The 18,324-nt window shown below is 75.0% G+C and carries 16 protein-coding genes; 9 read left to right on the top strand and 7 right to left on the bottom strand.

What is annotated here, in order from left to right; genetic code table 11:
- Positions 1-55 precede the first annotated feature (55 nt).
- Entirely contained in the window at positions 56-1,498 is a 1,443-nt protein-coding gene (locus ACGFIA_RS00795) for a trypsin-like peptidase domain-containing protein (protein WP_393257730.1), read from the top strand.
- 93 nt (positions 1,499-1,591) lie between these two features.
- Positions 1,592-2,398 carry a hypothetical protein gene (locus ACGFIA_RS00790; protein ID WP_357382698.1) on the top strand — a complete coding sequence of 269 codons (807 nt, stop codon included), beginning with the start codon at positions 1,592-1,594 and terminating at the stop codon, positions 2,396-2,398.
- 66 nt (positions 2,399-2,464) lie between these two features.
- Here ACGFIA_RS00790 and ACGFIA_RS00785 read toward each other — a convergent pair whose 3' ends face one another.
- Positions 2,465-3,037, bottom strand: coding sequence for a DUF3000 domain-containing protein (locus ACGFIA_RS00785; RefSeq protein ID WP_393257726.1), 573 nt, complete (start codon positions 3,035-3,037; stop codon positions 2,465-2,467).
- A gap of 155 nt (positions 3,038-3,192) precedes the next feature.
- Here ACGFIA_RS00785 and hemE point away from each other — a divergent pair, with 155 nt between their 5' ends.
- The 3 genes from hemE to hemQ are packed head-to-tail and all read left to right on the top strand — an operon-like array spanning position 3,193 to position 6,401.
- Positions 3,193-4,284: a uroporphyrinogen decarboxylase gene (hemE, locus tag ACGFIA_RS00780; protein ID WP_393257723.1), complete on the top strand. Its 1,092-nt coding sequence runs from the start codon at positions 3,193-3,195 to the stop codon at positions 4,282-4,284.
- A gap of 9 nt (positions 4,285-4,293) precedes the next feature.
- A complete protein-coding gene (hemG, locus tag ACGFIA_RS00775) occupies positions 4,294-5,703 on the top strand; it encodes a protoporphyrinogen oxidase (protein ID WP_393257720.1) in 1,410 nt (469 codons plus the stop codon).
- Positions 5,700-6,401 carry a hydrogen peroxide-dependent heme synthase gene (gene hemQ, locus ACGFIA_RS00770; RefSeq protein WP_393257717.1) on the top strand — a complete coding sequence of 234 codons (702 nt, stop codon included), beginning with the start codon at positions 5,700-5,702 and terminating at the stop codon, positions 6,399-6,401. Before hemG ends, hemQ begins: the two co-directional genes overlap by 4 nt.
- Before the next feature lie 96 nt (positions 6,402-6,497).
- Here the strand turns inward: hemQ and ACGFIA_RS00765 are convergent, their stop codons facing one another.
- From ACGFIA_RS00765 to ACGFIA_RS00750, 4 genes are all read right to left on the bottom strand, one after another.
- The gene (locus tag ACGFIA_RS00765; RefSeq protein ID WP_357382708.1) at positions 6,498-7,598 is read right to left on the bottom strand and encodes a lytic polysaccharide monooxygenase; all 1,101 of its coding nucleotides are present in this window, start codon (positions 7,596-7,598) and stop codon (positions 6,498-6,500) included.
- Positions 7,599-7,703: 105 nt separating this feature from the next.
- Positions 7,704-8,147 carry a GNAT family N-acetyltransferase gene (locus ACGFIA_RS00760; RefSeq protein ID WP_357382710.1) on the bottom strand — a complete coding sequence of 148 codons (444 nt, stop codon included), beginning with the start codon at positions 8,145-8,147 and terminating at the stop codon, positions 7,704-7,706.
- 97 nt (positions 8,148-8,244) lie between these two features.
- Positions 8,245-8,916 (bottom strand): hypothetical protein, encoded by a 672-nt coding sequence (locus ACGFIA_RS00755; protein WP_357382712.1) that lies wholly within the window; start codon positions 8,914-8,916, stop codon positions 8,245-8,247.
- 53 nt (positions 8,917-8,969) lie between these two features.
- Entirely contained in the window at positions 8,970-9,230 is a 261-nt protein-coding gene (locus tag ACGFIA_RS00750) for a Prokaryotic metallothionein (protein ID WP_121686440.1), read from the bottom strand.
- Positions 9,231-9,385: 155 nt separating this feature from the next.
- Here ACGFIA_RS00750 and ACGFIA_RS00745 point away from each other — a divergent pair, with 155 nt between their 5' ends.
- On the top strand, positions 9,386-9,661 hold the full coding sequence (locus tag ACGFIA_RS00745) for an isoamylase early set domain-containing protein (RefSeq protein ID WP_151500414.1): 276 nt from the start codon (positions 9,386-9,388) through the stop codon (positions 9,659-9,661).
- Positions 9,662-9,686: 25 nt separating this feature from the next.
- Here the strand turns inward: ACGFIA_RS00745 and msrB are convergent, their stop codons facing one another.
- Positions 9,687-10,097: a peptide-methionine (R)-S-oxide reductase MsrB gene (msrB, locus tag ACGFIA_RS00740; protein ID WP_210898388.1), complete on the bottom strand. Its 411-nt coding sequence runs from the start codon at positions 10,095-10,097 to the stop codon at positions 9,687-9,689.
- A gap of 47 nt (positions 10,098-10,144) precedes the next feature.
- On the opposite strand from msrB, the gene ligD reads away from it, so the two are divergent.
- On the top strand, positions 10,145-11,170 hold the full coding sequence (ligD, locus tag ACGFIA_RS00735) for a non-homologous end-joining DNA ligase (protein ID WP_393257710.1): 1,026 nt from the start codon (positions 10,145-10,147) through the stop codon (positions 11,168-11,170).
- Positions 11,171-11,296: 126 nt separating this feature from the next.
- Here ligD and ACGFIA_RS00730 read toward each other — a convergent pair whose 3' ends face one another.
- Positions 11,297-12,142 (bottom strand): hypothetical protein, encoded by an 846-nt coding sequence (locus tag ACGFIA_RS00730; RefSeq protein ID WP_357382719.1) that lies wholly within the window; start codon positions 12,140-12,142, stop codon positions 11,297-11,299.
- A gap of 270 nt (positions 12,143-12,412) precedes the next feature.
- Between ACGFIA_RS00730 and ACGFIA_RS00725 the strand changes: the two genes are divergently transcribed.
- Positions 12,413-15,598: an FtsX-like permease family protein gene (locus tag ACGFIA_RS00725; RefSeq protein ID WP_393257706.1), complete on the top strand. Its 3,186-nt coding sequence runs from the start codon at positions 12,413-12,415 to the stop codon at positions 15,596-15,598.
- Complete coding sequence (locus ACGFIA_RS00720; RefSeq protein WP_393257703.1) at positions 15,595-18,324, top strand: FtsX-like permease family protein; 2,730 nt, start codon at positions 15,595-15,597, stop codon at positions 18,322-18,324. The genes ACGFIA_RS00725 and ACGFIA_RS00720 overlap by 4 nt, the downstream gene beginning before the upstream one ends.

Here is an 18,324-nt window from a genome sequence, read left to right as displayed (position 1 = left end):
CCGGACCACAGCGGTCGGGGGGCGTCGGCGAAGCCGACGGGGAGGACGGGCGAGCATGACAGGCGGGTACGGAACCGGCGACGACGTGCCGGGGCAGGGCGGCGGCGACACGGCAGCCGACCGGCCGGGACCGCTGCCGCCGCGCTTCGCCCCGCCCGCCGCTCCGGCGCCGGTGCCCGGATCGTTCGGCGGAGCGCCCGAGTGGGGCGGGGCCTCCGGCTACCCGGCGCAGTCGGCCCGGGCCGCCGTCCCGTCGCCCGCCGGCTACCCGGGTGGTCCGGACCCGGCCGGCACGCCGCGGACCAGCGCCTACGCGTCCTCGTCCGGCGTCGCGACCCCGCCCGCCACGGCCCAGCCGGCCCAGCCGTCCTACGGCAGCACGCCGGCTCAGCCCTCCTACGGCTCCACGCCGGGCCAGCCGTCCTACGGCTCCACGCCGGGCCAGCCGTCCTACGGCGCCACGCCGGGCCAGCCGTCGTCCTTCGGCGCCGTGCCGGCGCAGACCTCGCGGTCCGCCGCACCGGCCTACCCGGGCCCGTCCGGCAGCGGCCCGGCGTATCCCGGCCAGCCGGTGTCCGCGCCCAGCTACCCGGGCGGGCCGGTGTCCGCGCCCGCCTACCCGGGCCAGCAGGTGTCCGCCCCGTCCCAGCCGGGGCAGCCCGGCTCCGCGTACCCCGGTCAGCCGGCCCCCGTCGGCGCACCCGCCGCCGGCCGGCCGTCCCGGCGCAGCCGGGTGGCGGTGGTGGCGCTGGCCCTGGTCGCCGTGCTGATCGTGGTCACCGGCGTGCAGGCGTACCAGATCTACCGGCTCGACGACCGGCTCGCCGCCGCCGACAAGCGGATGGCCGAGGGGCAGGACTCCGACGCCGGCCGGCTCGACGGCCTGGAGCAGCGCGCCGGCAGCCTGGAGAAGCAGGCCGACGCGGCGTTCAACCCGGAGGCGGTGGCCAGCGCGGTGCTGCCGAGCGTGTTCCGGGTGCGGGCCGGGCAGTTCACCGGTACGGCGTTCGCCGTCGGCAAGGCGCCGTCCGGTGGCGGTACCACGCTGCTCACCAACTTCCACGTGGTCGAGGCGGTCTTCAACGCCGGTGAGCGCAAGGTGTTCCTGGAGCGCAAGGACCAGCGGTTCGAGGCGACGATCATCGCCACCGACAAGGAGAAGGACCTGGCGCAGTTGCAGGCCACCGCCAAGTTCACCGGGCTGGTCGCGGCCCGCGCCCCGGTCCGGTCCGGCCAGCAGATCATCGTGGTCGGCGCGCCACTCGGGTTGCAGGACAGCGTCACCACCGGCGTGGTCAGCGCGTTCCGCGACGACGAGCGCGGCGGCGGGCCGGTGATCCAGTTCGACGCGCCGATCAACCCGGGTAACTCCGGCGGCCCGGTGATCAACGGCTCGAAGGAGGTCGTGGGCATCGCCACGGCCAAGGCCCGCAGCGCCGAGGGCATCGGGCTGGCGGTGCCGATCAAGACGGCCTGCGACCGGTTCCGGCTCTGCTGACCGCAGGCCCACACCGGTGTGGGCCGTCCGTACCGCATCGACCCCGGCCCACCGGGCCACCCCGCGGGGGACCAGAACATCTGGAGGAACGACATGTCCTACCCACCGGCCGGGGGCGAGAACCCGCCCCCGGCGCCGGGGGGCACGGTCTACGGCAGCCCGTACGGCAGCCCGCCCGCGCCCCAGCAGTACGACCCGAACCAGCCCGCGCCGACAGTGCAGCAGCCCGGCGTGCCGGACGGTCACGGGTACGGCGGATACCCGCCCGCAGCGCCGGCCCAGCCGGGATACGCCCCGCCACCGGCCCAGCCGGGATACGCCCCGCCACCGGCCCAGCCGATGTCGGCGCCGCCGGTCTCCGGGCCGGGCTACGCGCAGCCGATGTCGGTCCCGCCCGCGTCGGCCCCGCCGGTCTCCGGCCCCGGCTTCGCGCCGCCGCCGATGTCCGGGCCGCCCGGCCCCTACGGCCCGGCGGGCCCCGCGCCGGCCGCGGGCGGCGGCCGGAGGTGGGCGCCGCTGGTGCTCGGCCTCGTCGCCGCGTTGCTGTTCGTCTTCGGCGGCGTCATGACGTTCCTGTACGTCTCGACGAACGGCGACCTGGACGAGTCGCGGCAGACGGTCAGCCAGCGCGACAGCACCATCTCGACGAACCAGCAGGAGATCGAGAAGCTCAAGGGTGAGCTGAAGACGGTCCAGGAGCGGCTGTCGGACACCCAGCAGGACCTGACCGGCACCAAGAACGACCGGGACGAGCAGGCCCGGCAGAAGAAGGTCATCGCGAACTGCCTGGACAAGCTGACCACCGCCATCGCGGCGGCGTCGCGCGGCGACCGGGCCGCCTTCGAGACGGCCAGCAAGGGTCTGGACAAGATCTGCGACGAGGCCGAGAACTACCTCTGACCGGCGTCCGCTTCGAGGCCGCCCCGGTTCGTCCGGGGCGGCCTTCGCGCATCCGAGCGGGTGCGGTCAGGCGGCGCCGTAGGAGCGGCGGGACGGCAGCGCGGTGACGCCGGGCGGCGGCAGGCCGGCCGTGGACGCGAGCAGCGTGCACCAGCCGAGCAGGTGCGGGCCCAGGTCGGCGCGCAACGGCGTCCAGGAGGCCCGGATCTCGATGTCACCGGCGGCGGGCGGCCCGGCCAGCTCGCCGAAGCGGGTGGAGAGCGTCTGGGTGACGGTGCCGCCGATCGCCCGGTGCCCGGCGCCCTGCGCGTCGAGCGCGTCGGTCAGCCAGGTCCAGCCGACGCCGGGCAGCAGCGGGTCGCTGGCCAGTTCGACCTCCAGTTCGGCGGTGACGTACGTGACCAGCCGCAGCGTGCCCTGCCACGCCTCGTGCCCGGCCGGGTCGTGCAGCAGGATCAGCCGGCCGGTGGCCACCTCGTCGTCGTCGCGCAGCACCGCGGCGGAGAGCGCGAACGCGTACGGGGCCAGCCGCTGCGGTGCGCCGACCTCCTCCAGGACGATCTCCGGGCGGGGTGTCACCGACCGCAGCCCCGCGACCGCGCGAGCGAACGTTTCCGGGAGCGCGATCGGGGGGGCCATGCGGGCAGCCTATGTCGCACCCACCGTGCCGCGCGCGACGGCGCGCCGGGTGATCGGCGGTTAAGGCACCGCTCCACCGGAGGCGTCTTCCTTCTACGTCACAAATGCGGACGGTGAGCGCGGACGCGCGCCGGGGGCGTGGCACGATTGCCGCGATGACCACCGACACCACGGGCACTGCCGCCCGAGACGGAGAACCCCGCCGCGGCGGGCCGGCCGACTCGCCCTTCGTCCGCGCCTGCCGGCGCGAGCCGGGCCCGCACACCCCGGTCTGGTTCATGCGCCAGGCCGGCCGGTCGCTGCCGGAGTACCGCGAGATCCGGGCGAACGTGCCGATGCTGGAGTCCTGCCGCCGACCGGACCTGGTCACCGAGATCACGCTCCAGCCGGTGCGCCGGCACGGCGTGGACGCGGCGATCCTGTTCAGCGACATCGTGGTGCCGGTCGCGGCGGCCGGCGTCGACCTGGACATCGTGCCCGGTACCGGCCCGGTGGTGGCCGAGCCGATCCGTACGGCGGCCGACGTCGAGCGCATCAACCCGATCGGGCGCGACGACGTGTCGTACGTGGACGAGGCGGTCCGCCGGCTCGTCGTCGAGCTGGGCGACACCCCGCTGATCGGCTTCGCCGGGGCCCCGTTCACGCTGGCCAGCTACCTGGTCGAGGGCGGGCCGTCGCGCACCCACGCCAAGACCAAGGCGCTGATGTACGGCGACCCGGACCTGTGGCACGCGCTGTGCGCGCGGCTGGCCGAGGTGACGCTGGCGTTCCTCCAGGTGCAGGTCGACGCCGGGGTGTCAGCGGTGCAGCTGTTCGACTCGTGGGCCGGCGCGCTCTCCGAGGCCGACTACCGCCGCTTCGTGCTGCCGCACTCGACGTACGTGCTGGGCGGGCTCGCCGGCGCGGGGGTGCCGCGGATCCACTTCGGGGTGGGCACCGGCGAACTGCTCGGCGCGATGGGTGAGGCCGGCGCCGACGTGGTGGGCGTGGACTGGCGTACCCCGCTGGACGTCGCCACCGGCCGGATCGGGCCGGACAAGGCGGTGCAGGGCAACCTCGACCCGGCGGTGCTGCTCGCGCCCTGGCCGGTGGTGGAGACCGAGGTGCGGCGCATCGTCGAGCAGGGCCGGGCCGCGCCCGGTCACGTGTTCAACCTCGGTCACGGCGTGCTGCCGGAGACCGACCCCGAGGTGCTGACCCGGGTGGTCGCGCTGGTGCACGAGCTGACCGCGCGACCGGAGCGCTAGGAGGAGACAGTGGTGCGACCGTGGCGGGTGGCGATAGTCGGTGGCGGGATCACCGGGCTGGCCGCCGCCGTCCGGTTGCGCGACCGCGCTCCCGAGGGCACCGAGGTCACCGTGTACGAGCAGTCCGGCCGCCTCGGCGGCAAGCTGTTCACCGGTGAGCTCGCAGGTGGCCCGGTCGAGTTCGGCGCGGAGTCGTTCCTGATGCGCGACCCGGCCGGTGGCGAGTCGGCGGCGGTGACGCTGGCCCGCCGCCTCGGCCTGGACGCCTCGATCGTGCACCCCACAGTCGGGCAGGCGGCACTGCTCGTCGACGGCACGTTGCACCAGGTGCCGGGCGGCACGCTCGTCGGCGTACCCGGGGATCTGGACAAGGTGGCGGCGGTCGCGCCGCCGGCCGCGGACGCCGACCGCGACGAGGGCCGGCCGCTGCTGGCCGACGGCGATGACACGTCGGTCGGTGAGCTCGTCCGCAAGCGCCTCGGAGACGCGGTGGTGGAGCGGCTGGTCGACCCGATGCTCGGCGGCGTGTACGCCGGGCGGGCCGACGACCTGTCGCTTGTGACCACGATGCCGGCGCTGGCTCGCGCGGCCCGTGTCGAGCACACGCTCGTCGGGGCGGTACGCGCCGCGCAGGCCGCCGCGCCGCGCGCGCCCGGCGCACCGGTCTTCGGCACCCTCGCCGGTGGGCTGAGCACGCTGGTCGAGGCGGCGGCGACGGCGAGCGGGGCGACGATCCGCCGGGGCGCCGCGGTACGCGAGCTGCGCCGCACCCCGTCCGGCTGGTGGCTCACCGTCGGGCCGACCCGCGACGCCGAGCACGTCGAGGTCGACGCGGTACTGCTCGCGGTGCCGGCCCGCCCGGCCGCCCGGCTGCTCGCCGCCGCCGCGCCCGAGGCGGCCGAGACGGTCGGCGGGCTCGACTACGCCAGCGTCGCCCTGATCACGCTGGCCCTTCCCGGCCCGGCCCTGCCGGAGCTGTCCGGTTTCCTGGTGCCGGCCGGCGAAGGGTTGACGATCAAGGCGTCCACGTTCTTCACCACCAAGTGGGGGCACCTGCGGCGGCCGGACGGGCTGGCGCTGGTGCGCGCCTCGGTGGGCCGGTACGGCGACGAGACGTCGCTCCAGCTCACCGACGACGACCTGGCCGACGCGGTGCACCGGGAGCTGTCGGCGGTGCTCGGCGCGCCGTTGCCGGCGCCGGTGGCCCGGCACGTGCAGCGGTGGGGCGGCGCGCTGCCGCAGTACACGCCCGGGCACACGGCCCGGGTGGCGGCGGTCCGGGCGGCGCTGCGCGCCGCGTACCCGACGCTGGCAGTGGCCGGAGCCGGTTACGACGGCGTCGGCATCCCGGTGTGCGTCCGCTCCGGCGAGACGGCGGCCGAAGAGATCATCACGGCACTGGAAGGATCGGCAGCATGACCGAGCAGACCAACGCGGCGCGCCTGCGGGAGCTCAACGAGACCATCCGCTACACCATGTGGTCGGTGTACCGGGCCACCAGCCCGCTGCCGTCGCTGCGGGAGAACGTCGTCGACGAGGTCGAGTCGCTCTTCACCGAGCTGGCCGGCAAGGACGTCACGATCCGGGGCACGTACGACGTGGCCGGGCTGCGCGCCGACGCCGACCTGATGATCTGGTGGCACTCGTCGTCCAGCGACGCGCTTCAGGACGCGTACCTGCGGTTCCGCCGTACCACGCTGGGCCGGGCGCTGACCCCGGTCTGGTCGCAGATGGCGCTGCACCGCCCGGCCGAGTTCAACAAGAGCCACATCCCGGCGTTCCTGAACGACGAGCAGCCGCGCGCCTACCTGTGCGTCTACCCGTTCGTGCGCTCGTACGAGTGGTACCTGCTGCCCGACGCCGAGCGCCGCGAGCTGCTGGCCGAGCACGGCAAGATGGCCCGGGGCTACCCGGACGTACGGGCCAACACCGTCGCCTCGTTCGCGCTGGGCGACTACGAGTGGATGCTGGCGTTCGAGGCCGACGAGCTGCACCGGATCGTGGACCTGATGCGCGACCTGCGCGCCTCCGGCGCCCGCCGGCACGTGCGCGAGGAGATCCCGTTCTACACGGGTCGCCGCCGCCCGGTGGCCGACATCGTCAACTGCCTGGTGTGAAAGGAAGGGCCCCTTCTTAACGCCTGCGGTAGCGGAAGGGGCCCCGCTTAACACCCCAGCGGGTGTCGAGCAGAGCCCCGACCGGGATGGCAGTCGTCAGGCGGTCGTCGTGCAGGACAGGATGCCGGGCACCGGGTTCGTCGCACCGGCCGACCCGGTGAAGCCGAACGAGGTGCTGGCACCCGGCGCGAGCGAGCCGTTGTAGGCCACGTTCCGTGCCGTCACCAGCGTCCCGCTCGTGGTCACGTTGGCGTTCCACGCCGAGTTGACCTGCTGGCCGTTCTGGTAGTTCCAGCTCACCGACCAGCCGCGAATGGGTGATCCGCCGCTGTTTGTGACCTTCACGTCGGCCTGGAAGCCGCCGCCCCACGACCCGGTGATCGCGTACGTCGCGGTGCAGCCACCGGCCGGGTTCGGCGTGGTCGGCGGCGGGCTGGTCGGCGGGGTGCTCGTGGGCGGCGTGCTGGTGGGCGGGGTGGTGGTCGGCGGGGTGGTCGGGCCGGACCCGCCGAAGTCCACGTCGCTGCACAGGTAGTAGGACTGGTCCAGGTGGCTGGCCTGCCAGATGGTGTAGACGATGTGCCGGCCGGTGCGGCCCGGCGCGTTCGCCGGGATCTGGATGGACACGCCGTCGACCTCACGCGTCCACTGGCTGGCCGGGGTGTTGCCGATCTGGCCGACCAGTTCCAGGTCGCTCCAGCGCAGTGGCGAGGTGAGCGCGTTGAAACCCTGCTTTGTCACGTACACCCGGATGTAGTCGGCGCCGTGGCTGGCCTGGTCGAAGAACTTGACCCGGAAGTTGTTTGTCACCGGCACCGTCTTCCAGGCGCCGACGGTGTCGAGCGCGTTGTACCGGCCGCTCTGGGTGCGGCCGCCGCTGCACAGCTGCCCGTCGGGGATGGCGCCCTGGTGGTTGCCGGCCACGCCCTCGCGGAACAGGCCGTTCCAGTTCCACATGGCGTTCGGGTCGGCCTGCCACGCCTGCCAGCACATCGGGTCCTGGGTGGCCATGGCCGGGTTCTGGAAGTCACCGCCCCAGCGCTGCCAGCAGCTGTAGGCGCGCGAGGCCGGGTCGACCACCGACCCGTGCGCCGAGGCCGGGCCGGAGAACGCGGTGGTGAGCAGCGCCGCCACCACCGCGCAGACGGCGAGGATCGCCGCCGCGAGCGGTAACGGGCGGCGGTACGGAGTGGACATGGAAGCCTCCGGGATAGGTGTCGGTGCACGACGCCCGGACTGTCGGGAGTTGCCCTCTCCCGCGTGGCGGCTCCGCCCGCACACTGCCACAAAAAGCGACAAACGTCAATGAGTCGGGTCGCGGCGCATCGGTGTGTGCGGGATGCCGTCCTCGACGTAACCGGGGCCGTCGACGGCGAAACCGAACCCGGCGTAGAAGCCGACCAGGTGCGTCTGCGCGTCCAGCACGCACGGCCGGTCACCCACCACCGCCAGGGCCTGCGTCATCAGCGCGCCGGCCAGGCCCGCGCCGCGGGCCGCCGGCGCCACCACCACCCGCCCGATCCGCGCCACGCCGCCGGGGTCGGCCAGGATCCGCAGGTACGCGGCCACGACGCCGTCGCGGCTCAGCCACAGGTGCCGGGTGCCGGGTTCGACGTCCCGGCCGTCCAGTTCCGGGTACGGGCAGGACTGCTCGACCACGAACACGTCGATGCGCAGCCGGAGCAGGTCGTGGAAGGTGCTGGCGTCCAGGTCGGCGAAGCCGGCCAGGTGGGACTCGACGGGCATCGGCCCAGGTTAGGCGGCGCGTCTGCGGCCGGTCGTGCGCACCCCCGGCCCGACGTGGTTCGGCGTGCCGGCTCACGCGCGCCCGGGCCGACGCGGCTCAGCCCTTCGACGCGCGCAGCCCGGTTGCGGTGGCGGTCACGGCGCGTTCGAACCAGGTGCCGGTGTCGGCCGCCGAGCGGGTCCAGACCCAGACGCACTGGGTCACCCGGCCCTGCTGGAGGCAGCCGTAACGGTGCGGGAAACGGGTGCCGTCGGACAGGGTCATGGTGGCCGACACCATCCGGCCCGGCACGCCCAACCCGGCGGGCAGCTTCCCGGCCGTGTGGCCGGCGGTGACCTGGCCGGCCTCCTCGTCGCGCTCGCACGCCTCCAGCACGCCGAAGATCTGCCGGACCGCGTCCGCGGCGGTCGCCTCGTCCGGGTAGACCACCGTCTCCTGGGCGATCTCGACGAACTCGCCGGCCGGTGTCTCCTCCGGCGTGCCGAAGACCCGGGTCGACACCACGAGCCGCCGGTCGAGCAGGGGCAGCGGGCGACCACAGGCGACGCCGTCGGAGTCGAGTTGCTCGCTGGCGTTCTCGGGCTTTTCGGCCAGGCCGGCCAGGCGGCCGGTCGCCGCGTACCGATCGCGCAGCGCCGCGGCGGCGCCGCCGTCGGTGGGTGAGGGCGCGACGAGGGCCGGATCGGTGGCGGGGGCGGGCTCGGTGGCGGGAGAGCAGCCGGCGAGAGCGGTGGTCAGAGCCGCCGCGATGATCAACCGTCGGGACACCGGAGGGATGCTAGCCGGGGATCGACGCCGATGGCGTCCCGCGAGGGTACGCGTCAGGCGGGGCGGGCGCCGACCGCGTCGCGTACCTCGGCGCCCTGCTCGCCCTCGACGGCGCGGGCGCAGTGGGCGCAGCAGAAGAAGCGGCCGGAGACCTCGACGCCGTGGCCGACGATCTTGGTCTGGCAGTGCTCGCAGATCGGCGCCATCTTGTGCACCGCGCACTCGAAGCAGTCGAACGTGTGCCGCGACCCGTCGACGGTGCGCACCTCGAACGCCATCCAGTAGTCGTTGCCGCAAACCTCGCAGGCAGCCATGCGAAACCCCCCGAAAACGGACCTGTCATCCGAGAGTCGCGCAGACGACACCATCGAGCAACCGGAACCGGCGAACCTGATCCGGCCCCACGGCGAGTCGCTCCCGGCGTGTCGCGCGTTGACCCCGGTGACCGCCGAAACTCCCCGGAGGATTCGTGATCAAGCGCAACAAGCTCTTCGGCAACCAGACCCGGGTGACGTTCTCGCTGCCCCGGGACACCCCGGCCGGCACGGTGAGCGTGGTCGGCTGCTTCAACGGGTGGGAGCCCGGCCGCCACGAGCTGGTGCCGCGCCGCGACGGCACCCGTACCGTGACGGTCCGGCTCGCGCCGGGGGAGTACCGCTTCCGCTACCTCGCCACCGGCGGGGTGTGGCTGGACGACGAGGCCGCCGACCAGGTGGACGAGGCCGGCGGCCTGCTGCGACTCTGACGCCGCCGTCGGTGTGACGCCGCCGTCAGCCGGCGCTGGGCTCCAGCCGCACGGAGATCGAGTTGACGCAGTGCCGGGTGTCCTTCGGGGTGAAGCCCTCACCCTCGAAGACGTGCCCGAGGTGGCTGTCGCAGCGCGCGCAGCGGATCTCCACGCGCCGCATGCCGAGCGTGTTGTCCGGGATCTCCTTGACCGCGCCCGGGATGGCGTCGTCGAAGCTCGGCCAGCCGCAGTGCGAGTCGAACTTGTCGTCGCTGCGGAACAGTTCCAGCCCGCAGGCCCGGCAGTGGTAGACGCCGGGGGTCTTGGTGTCGACGTACTCACCGGTCCAGGGCGCCTCGGTGCCGGCCTCGCGGAGCACCCGGAACTCCTCGGGGCTCAGCCGCACGCGCCACTCGTCCTCGGTACGGGGCAGTTCGTTGTCGGAAAGACTCACCGTTCCACGGTACGTCGGCTGTCGGTGGCATCGCATATGGTCGCGTGATGGCGGGCAGGAGCGCGGTCGAGGAGATCGAGGTGGCCGGGCACGCGGTGCGGCTGAGCAGCCCCGACCGGGTGATCTTCCCGGAGCGCGGCTTCACCAAGGCCGACGTCTTCCGCTACTACCTGGCCGTCGGCGAGGGGATCATGCGCGCCCTGCGCGACCGGCCGACGACGCTCCAGCGCTTCCCCGACGGCATCGAGGGGGAGATGTTCTTCCAGAAGCGGGTGCCGCAGCGGGGCGTGCCCCCGTGGGTCCGCACCGCGCGGATCGCCTTCCCGAGCGGCCGCCCGGCCGACGAGCTGTGCCCGGCCGACCTGGCGCACGTGGCCTGGGCGGCGCAGATGGGCACCGTGGTGTTCCACCCGTGGCCGGTGCGCGCCGCCGACACCGACCGCCCCGACGAGCTGCGCGTCGACCTCGACCCGCAACCCGGCACCGACTTCGCCGACGCGGTGACCGCCGCCGGTGAGCTGCGCGGGCTGCTCGACGAGCTGGGCGTGCCCGGCTGGCCGAAGACCTCCGGCGGCCGGGGCGTGCACGTCTACCTGCGCATCCAGCCGCGCTGGACGTTCGTCGAGGTGCGCCGGGCGACCATCGCGCTGGCCCGGGAGCTGGAACGCCGCCGCCCCGAGCTGGTCACCACCGCCTGGTGGAAGGAGGAGCGCGGCGAGCGCGTCTTCGTCGACTTCAACCAGATGGCACGGGACCGCACCATCGCCTGCGCGTACTCGCTGCGCGCCAACGCCCGCGCCACCGTCTCGACCCCCGTCGACTGGGACGAGCTGCCGCAGGTCGACCCGGACGACTTCCACCTGGGCACGGTGCCGGCCCGGTTCGCCGAGCGCGGCGACCCGCACGCCGGCATCGACGACGCCCCGTGGGACATCACACCGCTGCTGGAGTGGGCCGAGCGGGACGCCGCCGACGGCCTGGGCGACATGCCTTATCCACCGGAATACCCGAAGATGCCCGGCGAGCCGAAGCGGGTGCAGCCGTCGAAGGACCGCGACCGCCCGCGCCCCTGACGCGCCTCCTTTCGGCGAGTGGAACACCATGGGTGTCTCCGGGGCCCTGAGACACCCATGACGTTCCACCCGACCGCGGGTGGGCGCGGCGAGGTGCCGCGTGCGCCGCGCTCGGGTGCCGCCGGCTCAGTCGAGGGCGGTGAGCAGGGCCCGGACCGAAGCGACGATGTGCCGAGGGCGGCGGTAGAGGTCGGTGGCGGTGTAGACGCGCACGCGCCAGCCGTGCTCGGCCAGCCAGTTGAGCCGGGAACGGTCGTGGTGCATCCGGCCGGGGTCGAGGTGGGATCGGCCGTCGTACTCCAGGCCGATGCGCCGACTCCGATAGCCCAGGTCGAGGCGGTAGATCGGCAGCCCGGCGGGGTCGGGAACCCACAGTTGCGGCTCCGGTGGCGGTAACCCGCCGTCGATCAGCAACAGGCGTAACTGGCTCTCCTGCCGGCACTCCGGGCGCGGGTCGGCGAGCGCGGCGAGTTGCCCCGCCTGTCGTACTCCCCGCAGGCCGGCATGCCATGCCACTTCGGCGAGCAGGTCCTCCCGGCGGCAGGCGCCGGCTCGGAGACAGAGATCCAGCACCGGCAGCGCGTCCGACCGCCGGATCACCCGGGCGAGGTCCACCGCGCAGCGGGCGGCGGGCGCGCAGGGGATCCCGGCGATCTCTGTCGCGTCCCGCACCGGCAGCACCGTCTGGTGCGTCGCCACGCCCCGGATCCGCCGTGCACTCGCACCGGGCGGCACGATCACGTGCACCCGATCGTCGGTGACCGCCCCGAACCGGTGCAGTCGCGCGCCGGTGTGGAATCCCGCGACGGTTCCCGGCGGCAGCCGCCGGAACAGGGCGCGCAACCGGCTCGCCTCGTCCTCCGTGCAGCCGTAGACACCCCGGGACAGCCGGCCCAGCCGTCCCGCCGACACCTGATGCCGGACCGCTCCCCGGCTCATCCCACCCGCCCGCAACTCCCCATACCGCCACACCCGCCCACCCTCCCGCCCCACGCCCCCGAAATTCCGCCCCTGTGGACAGCCCTCGCCCTGCCCCGTCGATCTTGGAGTCGTGGTCGTTCCCAAAAGGCACATAGAACGCATTCGAGGTGCCACAACTCCAAGATCGACGGGGAGGTGGCGGGCGGCGCGGCGAGAGGACGGCGAGGGACCGATAACGATCATGTAACGGGCGCGAACCTTTTGGTGGGTGTCACTGCTCTCTCTCGGCATCGGCCCGCCGGGGCCAGGAGAGGACGTCGGATGAAGCTGGTGTGGAGGCGGGCGGTAGAGGCCCGAGGGCTGCTGCTCGCCGCCGCTGTCGCGGCACTCGTCGCGGTCGCGCTCGTCACCGGGCTCTCCGACTACAACCGCCGGGCGGTCTCCGCGGGTGCCCGGGCGGTGCTGGACGCCGCCCCGGCCGAGGAGCGCAGCCTGCTGGTCAGCGGCTCCGGCGGGGCCGACGCCGCCGCGTTCGCCGAGCGGGACCGGGCGGTACGGGAACAGTTCGCGAACGGGCTCGGCGGCGCCCCGGTCACCGTGGCCGCGACCCGCTCCGGGACCGGCCGGGAGCTGACCGGTGACGTGGGCGCCGCCCGCACCGACGACGACCCGATGTTCGCCAACCTGGCCACGCTCGACGACCTGCCCGCGCACGCCGAGCTTGCCGCCGGGGCGTGGCCGGTGCCGGGCAGCGACCCGTTGCAGGTGACGTTGCCGGAGAAGGTGGCCGCGCAACTGAGCATCGAGATCGGGGAGCGGGTGCCGCTCTACGACAGGGGCGCGGAGCGCGCCGGCACCGTGGTGGTCGTGGGCACGTGGCGGCCCCGGGACGCGACCGAGGCGTACTGGCGTCTCGCCCCGGGGGTGGGGGAGAGCCAGGGCGACGCGGCGGTCACCTCGTACGGGCCGTTCGCGCTGGACCCGGCCGACTTCGCCGGCACCTTCCCGGGTTCCACCTCGGCGGCCTGGCTGGTCGATCCGGATCTGGTGGCGGTCGAGCCGGCCCGGCTGCCCGCGGTGACCAAAGCGCTGGACGAGATCACCGGGAAGCTGCCGGACGCCACCGGGCTGGGCTCGTCGGCGCAGCAGGTCAGCCACCTGGACCGGCTCGTCGACCGGCTGAGCCGGGCCGATCTGGTGGGCCGGTCGGCGCTGCTCACCCCGCTGCTGCTGATCGTCGTGCTCGGCGGGTACGCGCTGGTGCTGGTGGCCGCCCTGTTGAACGAGGACCGGCGGGCACAGACCGCGCTGCTGCGGGCCCGGGGCGCCGCCCGGGGGCAGATCGCCGGGCTGGCCGTACGCGAGGCGACGCTCGTGGTGGCGCCGGCGCTGCTGCTGGCCCCGGCGCTGACCGGGCAGGCGATCCACTACCTGGGCGCGGACCTGGGGCTGGCCGACGGCGACCTGGCCCGGGTGTGGCTGGTGGCGGTCGGCGCGGCGACCGGCTGCCTGCTCGCCATGGTGCTGCCGGCGATGCGTCGGGCCGGCACGTACGTCGCGGACATGGCGTCCCGGTCCCGCCCCTCCCGGGGAGCGGCGGCGCAGCGGGCGAGCGTGGACATCGCGCTGGTGGCCCTCGCCGTGCTCGCCTGGACCCAGTTGCGGCAGTACTCGTCGCCGCTCGCCGGCGCGAACGGCAGCCTCGGCATCGACCCGCTGCTGGCCGCCGCGCCCACCATCGGCGTGCTGGCCGGCGCGGTGATCGCGCTGCGGCTGCTGCCGCCGACCACCCGGATCGCGGAACGCTTCGTGGACCGGCGGACGTGGAACGCCACCATGTTCGGCATGTGGCAGGCGGGCCGCCGCCCGCACGCCGGCCCGGTGCTGCTGCTCGCGCTCGCCGTCGGCGGCAGCACGCTCGCCTGGTCGCTCGTCGCCTCCTGGGAACGCTCGCAGCGCGACCAGGCGCAGCACACGGTCGGCGCGGACCTGCGGCTGACCGAGCGGGACGGCACCGCGCCCGCTGACCGGGCCGCGCAGCTGGCCGCCGTACCAGGCCTGGACCGGGCGCTGCCGGCCTGGCGCGACGACGTACGGGTGGGCCGTGAGGCCCGGCCGGCGACTGTGGTGGCGCTCGACACCGCCGCCGCGAAGGGGATGATCCGCCTCGACGACACCGGCGGCGACGCGTCCACAGCCGCGCTGCTGGACCGGCTCGCCGCCGGCCGGACCGCGCCGGTCGGCGGCGTCCTGCCGGCCGGGGCGAAGACATTCGCCGGCACCGTGCGCACCCCGGTCGAGAGCATGTTCGACAGGCCCCGGGTGGTGGTGACCGCGCTGTTCGTCACCGACGCCGGGGCCACCTGGCGGGTGCGGCTGGCCGAGGCCGGCGGCGACGGGAAGCCGGTACGTTTCTCCGTGCCGCTGCCCGACAGCGGCGGCGCCCCGCTGCGCCTGGCCGGCTTCGAGGCCGACGGCGGCGACGCCACCGGCAGCTCGTACCGGCTGCTCCTGGACGAGCTGCGGCTCACCGACGCCGCCGGGGCGGCCCTGCCACTGCCGGTGGAGGGGCCGTGGCGGGTGATCGACCCGGGCGCCGGGCCGCGCGGCACCGCCGAGGCGAGCCCGACCCGGATCGACGGGACGCAGGGCTTCGACGTGCCGGCCGGGCTGTTGCAGTTCGCCCGGGTGCCCTCGTCCCGGTTCGCGCTGGTGCCGCAGGCGCCGGACCGTCCGGTGCCGGTGCTCGTCACGCCGGGCGTGGCCGCCGCGATGAGCGTCAAGACCGGCGACACCGTCAAGCTGTCGGTCGCCGAGGTGACGCTGGAGGTCACTGTGGTCGGCCAGGTCGCCGCGATCCCGGGCACCGGCGGCGAGGGCGTGCTGCTGGACCTGCCGGCCGCCACCACCCAGCTCCTGGAGCGCAGCGGCGGCGTCCGGCCGGTGGCCGAGTGGTGGCTGGGCACCACGCCCGGCGGGCACGCCGCCGCCGCTGACGCGCTCGCCGCGACCGGCGGCACGGTGCTGCTGGACCGGCGGGCGGTGGCCGCGGAGGCCGCCGAGGATCCGTACTGGCAGGGTGCGCGCACCGGCCTGCTGGCCGCCGCGCTCGGCTCGGTGCTGCTCGCCCTGGTCGGCCTGGCTGTCGACGTCTGGGCCACCACCCGGCGGCGGCTCACCGAGTTCGCCGTGTTCAACACGCTCGGCGCGAACACGCGGCTGCTGGCTCGCGCGTACCTCGCCGAACAGACGTTCCTGGCCGCGATCGGCGTCGGCGTCGGGCTGCTCGTCGGCGCCCTCGTCGCGGCCACCATGGTGCCGCTGGTGATCCTCACCCCGGCCGCCGGCCGGCCGGTGCCCGAGGCGGCCTTCACAGTGCCCTGGGTGCCGATCGGGACGACGGCCGCCGGGCTGCTGCTCGCCGCGCTCGCCTTCGCCGCCCTCATCACCACCGGCATCCGCCAGCGGGTCGCCGCCGCGCAGCTCCGGATCGGAGGAGAACGATGAGCCTTCCGGGTGCCGCGCGCCGGGTCCGCGCGTACGGGGGGCAGTTCCTGCTGCTCGCCGTCCTGACCCTGGTGACCGCCCTGCTGATCACCGGGGTGCCCCGGGTCGCCGACCGGCTGACCGGGCAGGGGCTCACCGAGTACGTGGCCGGTCAGCCGGTGGCCCGCCGGGACCTCACGTACAGCACCGCGCCGGACGCTGTGCCGGCCTCGGCCCAGCCCGTCGTCGCCAGCCGGGGAAGCCAGCTCGCGGCGATCGAGGAGAAGATGCCCGCCGAGGTACGCGACACGATCGGCGAGCGCTGGTTCGCGGCGCAGACCGTGCCCGGACGGCTGCGCGGCCCGACGCTCAGCGCCGACAAGGGACTGATCGACGTGCATCTGCGCGCCGGCACCGGGATCAGGGAGGCGGCCACCCTTGTCGACGGGCGGTGGCCGGAACGTCCCGTCGCCCCGGCCCGTACCGTCGAGGTGACGCTCGCCGAGACGATCGCCGGCACGCTCGGCGTGACGACCGGCGACCGGTTCCTGCTCCTGATCCTCGATCCGGACGGCAACGTGCTGAAGTCCCTCCCGGTCCAGCTGGTCGGCGTGTGGCGGCCGAACGACCCGGCCGACGGCGTCTGGGACACGCTGCCGTCGATGCTGAAGCTCACGCCGCCGGAAGGAGACGGCAAACCGTTCGTGGGCGTCGCCTACACCGCCGACGGCGGCGTCGACGAGGCCGCCGCGACCGGCTGGCCGGTGAGCTTCGGCTGGCGCTACCGGATCGCCCCGGAACGGCTCGAACCGGGCCGCCTCGACGAGCTGATCGCCGGGGTCGACGGGCTGAACCGCGCCCTGCCCACCGAGGTCACCGTGACGCTCAGCCAGGGCGTGGACATCCCGCTGCGGCGCTTCGCCGACTCGCTGGCCGCCGCGCGTACCCTGCTCGCTGTCATCGCCGCCGGGCTGCTCGCCACGCTGGCCGGGCTGACGCTGCTCGCCGCCCGGCTGGCCGCGCGCCGCCGCCGCGCCGAGTTCCACCTGATCCGGGCGCGCGGCGGCTCGACCGGCGCGGTGCTGCGCCGCGGCCTGGCCGAATCGCTGCTGGTGCTGCCGGCCGCCGCCGGGATCGGCTGGCTGCTCGGCGGGCTGCTGCCCGGCGCCGGGGCGTCGTGGTACTGGGTGGTGATCGCCGGGCTCCTGGCCACGCTGCTGCCGCCGCTCGCCGCGCTCGCCGTGGGCCGCCGGGCCGGTGGCCGCGCCGACCTGGGCGGCCGGTCGCCCGCCGTCCGGCTCACAGTCGAGGTGGCGGTGCTCGGGCTCGCCGTGCTCGGCGCGTTCCTGCTGCGCCGCCGTGGGCTCACCGCCGGGTCGGTGGACCCGCTGCTGGTGTCCGTACCGGTGCTGCTGGCGATCGCGGCGGCGCTGCTGGCGCTGCGCGCGTACCCCTGGCCGTTACGGCTGGCCAGCCGCGTCGCCGCCCGGGCGCGCGGCAGCGTCGCCTTCCTCGGCACCGCCCGCGCGGGCCGGGCCGCGACCACCGGGCCGCTGGTCGTGGTGGTGCTGGCCGTCGCCACCGCCGCGTTCTGCGGCGTGGTGGCGACCGGCATCGAGACCGGCCGGGACACCGCCGCCGCCCAGGCCGTGCCCGGTGACCTGCTGGTACGCGGGGAGCGCTTCACGCCGGACACGGCCGGGGAGCTGGCCGCGCTGCCCGGGGTACGCGCTGTCGCGCCGGTGCTGACCATCCCGGCCGAACGCCCCTACGCCGACCAGGCCGGGCGTCCCGCCCCGGTCACCGAGCTGCGCGTGGTGCTCGTGGACGGGGAGCGGTTCGCCGAGGTGGCGCGGCAGGCCGGCGTACCGGTGGACGTGCCCGACCCGGTGCGGGCCCGCGCCGACGGGAGCACGCCGCTGCCGGCGCTGGTGTCCCCGGCGGTGGCCGGGGACCTGGCCGACGCCGGGCTCGCCGACGCCCGGGGCGAGCGACCCGCCTGGCTGGACGTGCAGGGCAACCGGCTGCCGGTGCGCACCGCCGCCACTGTCGACGGGTTCGCGCTGGTGGGCGAGGGCGTACGCCGGTTCGTGGTGCTGCCGTGGCCGGCGTTGCCGGCCGACGCCCCGCACCAGCTCGCGCCGACCGGTTTCGTGCTCGCCGGCTCCGGCGTGGACCCGGCCGAGGTGGACCGGGTCGCGGGCGAGGGACAGCGACGCTACCTGCGCATCGGCGGCGTCGACGCCGGGGACCAGGCCCGCGCGCCGGAGGTGACGACCCGGTCGACGGTCCGCGCCGACCTGGGCGGCACCGGCGTGAACGGCCTGCTGGTGTTCGGCTTCGCCCTCGGGGCCGGGGGCGGCGCCGTGCTGGGGCTGCTCGGGCTCGCGCTCGCGGTGCTCGCCGGTGCCCGTTCGCGCGGGCAGGTGCTGTCCCGGATGCGCACCATGGGCCTGTCCCGCCGGCAGTGGCGCGGACTGCTCATGGTGGAGCTGACCCCGCTGGTGCTGGTGTCGGTGCTCACCGGAGCGGTGGTCGGCGCGTTGCTGCCGCTGCTGCTCACACCGGTGCTCGGACTGCCCGCCTTCACCGGCGGCGTGGACGTGCGCCCGGGTTTCGAACCCGGCCTGGTGGCCGGGGTGTCGGTGCTGGCCATGCTGGCCCTCGGCTTCGCGATCGCCGTGGAAGCCGTGAACAACCGCCGGTTGCGCCTCGGTGAGGTGCTGCGGCTCGGAGAGGAGAGCTGA

Origin of the sequence: Micromonospora sp. NPDC049203, from assembly GCF_043197215.1 — a bacterium.
GTDB lineage: Bacteria > Actinomycetota > Actinomycetes > Mycobacteriales > Micromonosporaceae > Micromonospora.
The sequence above is the reverse complement of the archived record's forward strand: the minus strand, read 5'-3'. Positions and strand labels throughout refer to the sequence as shown.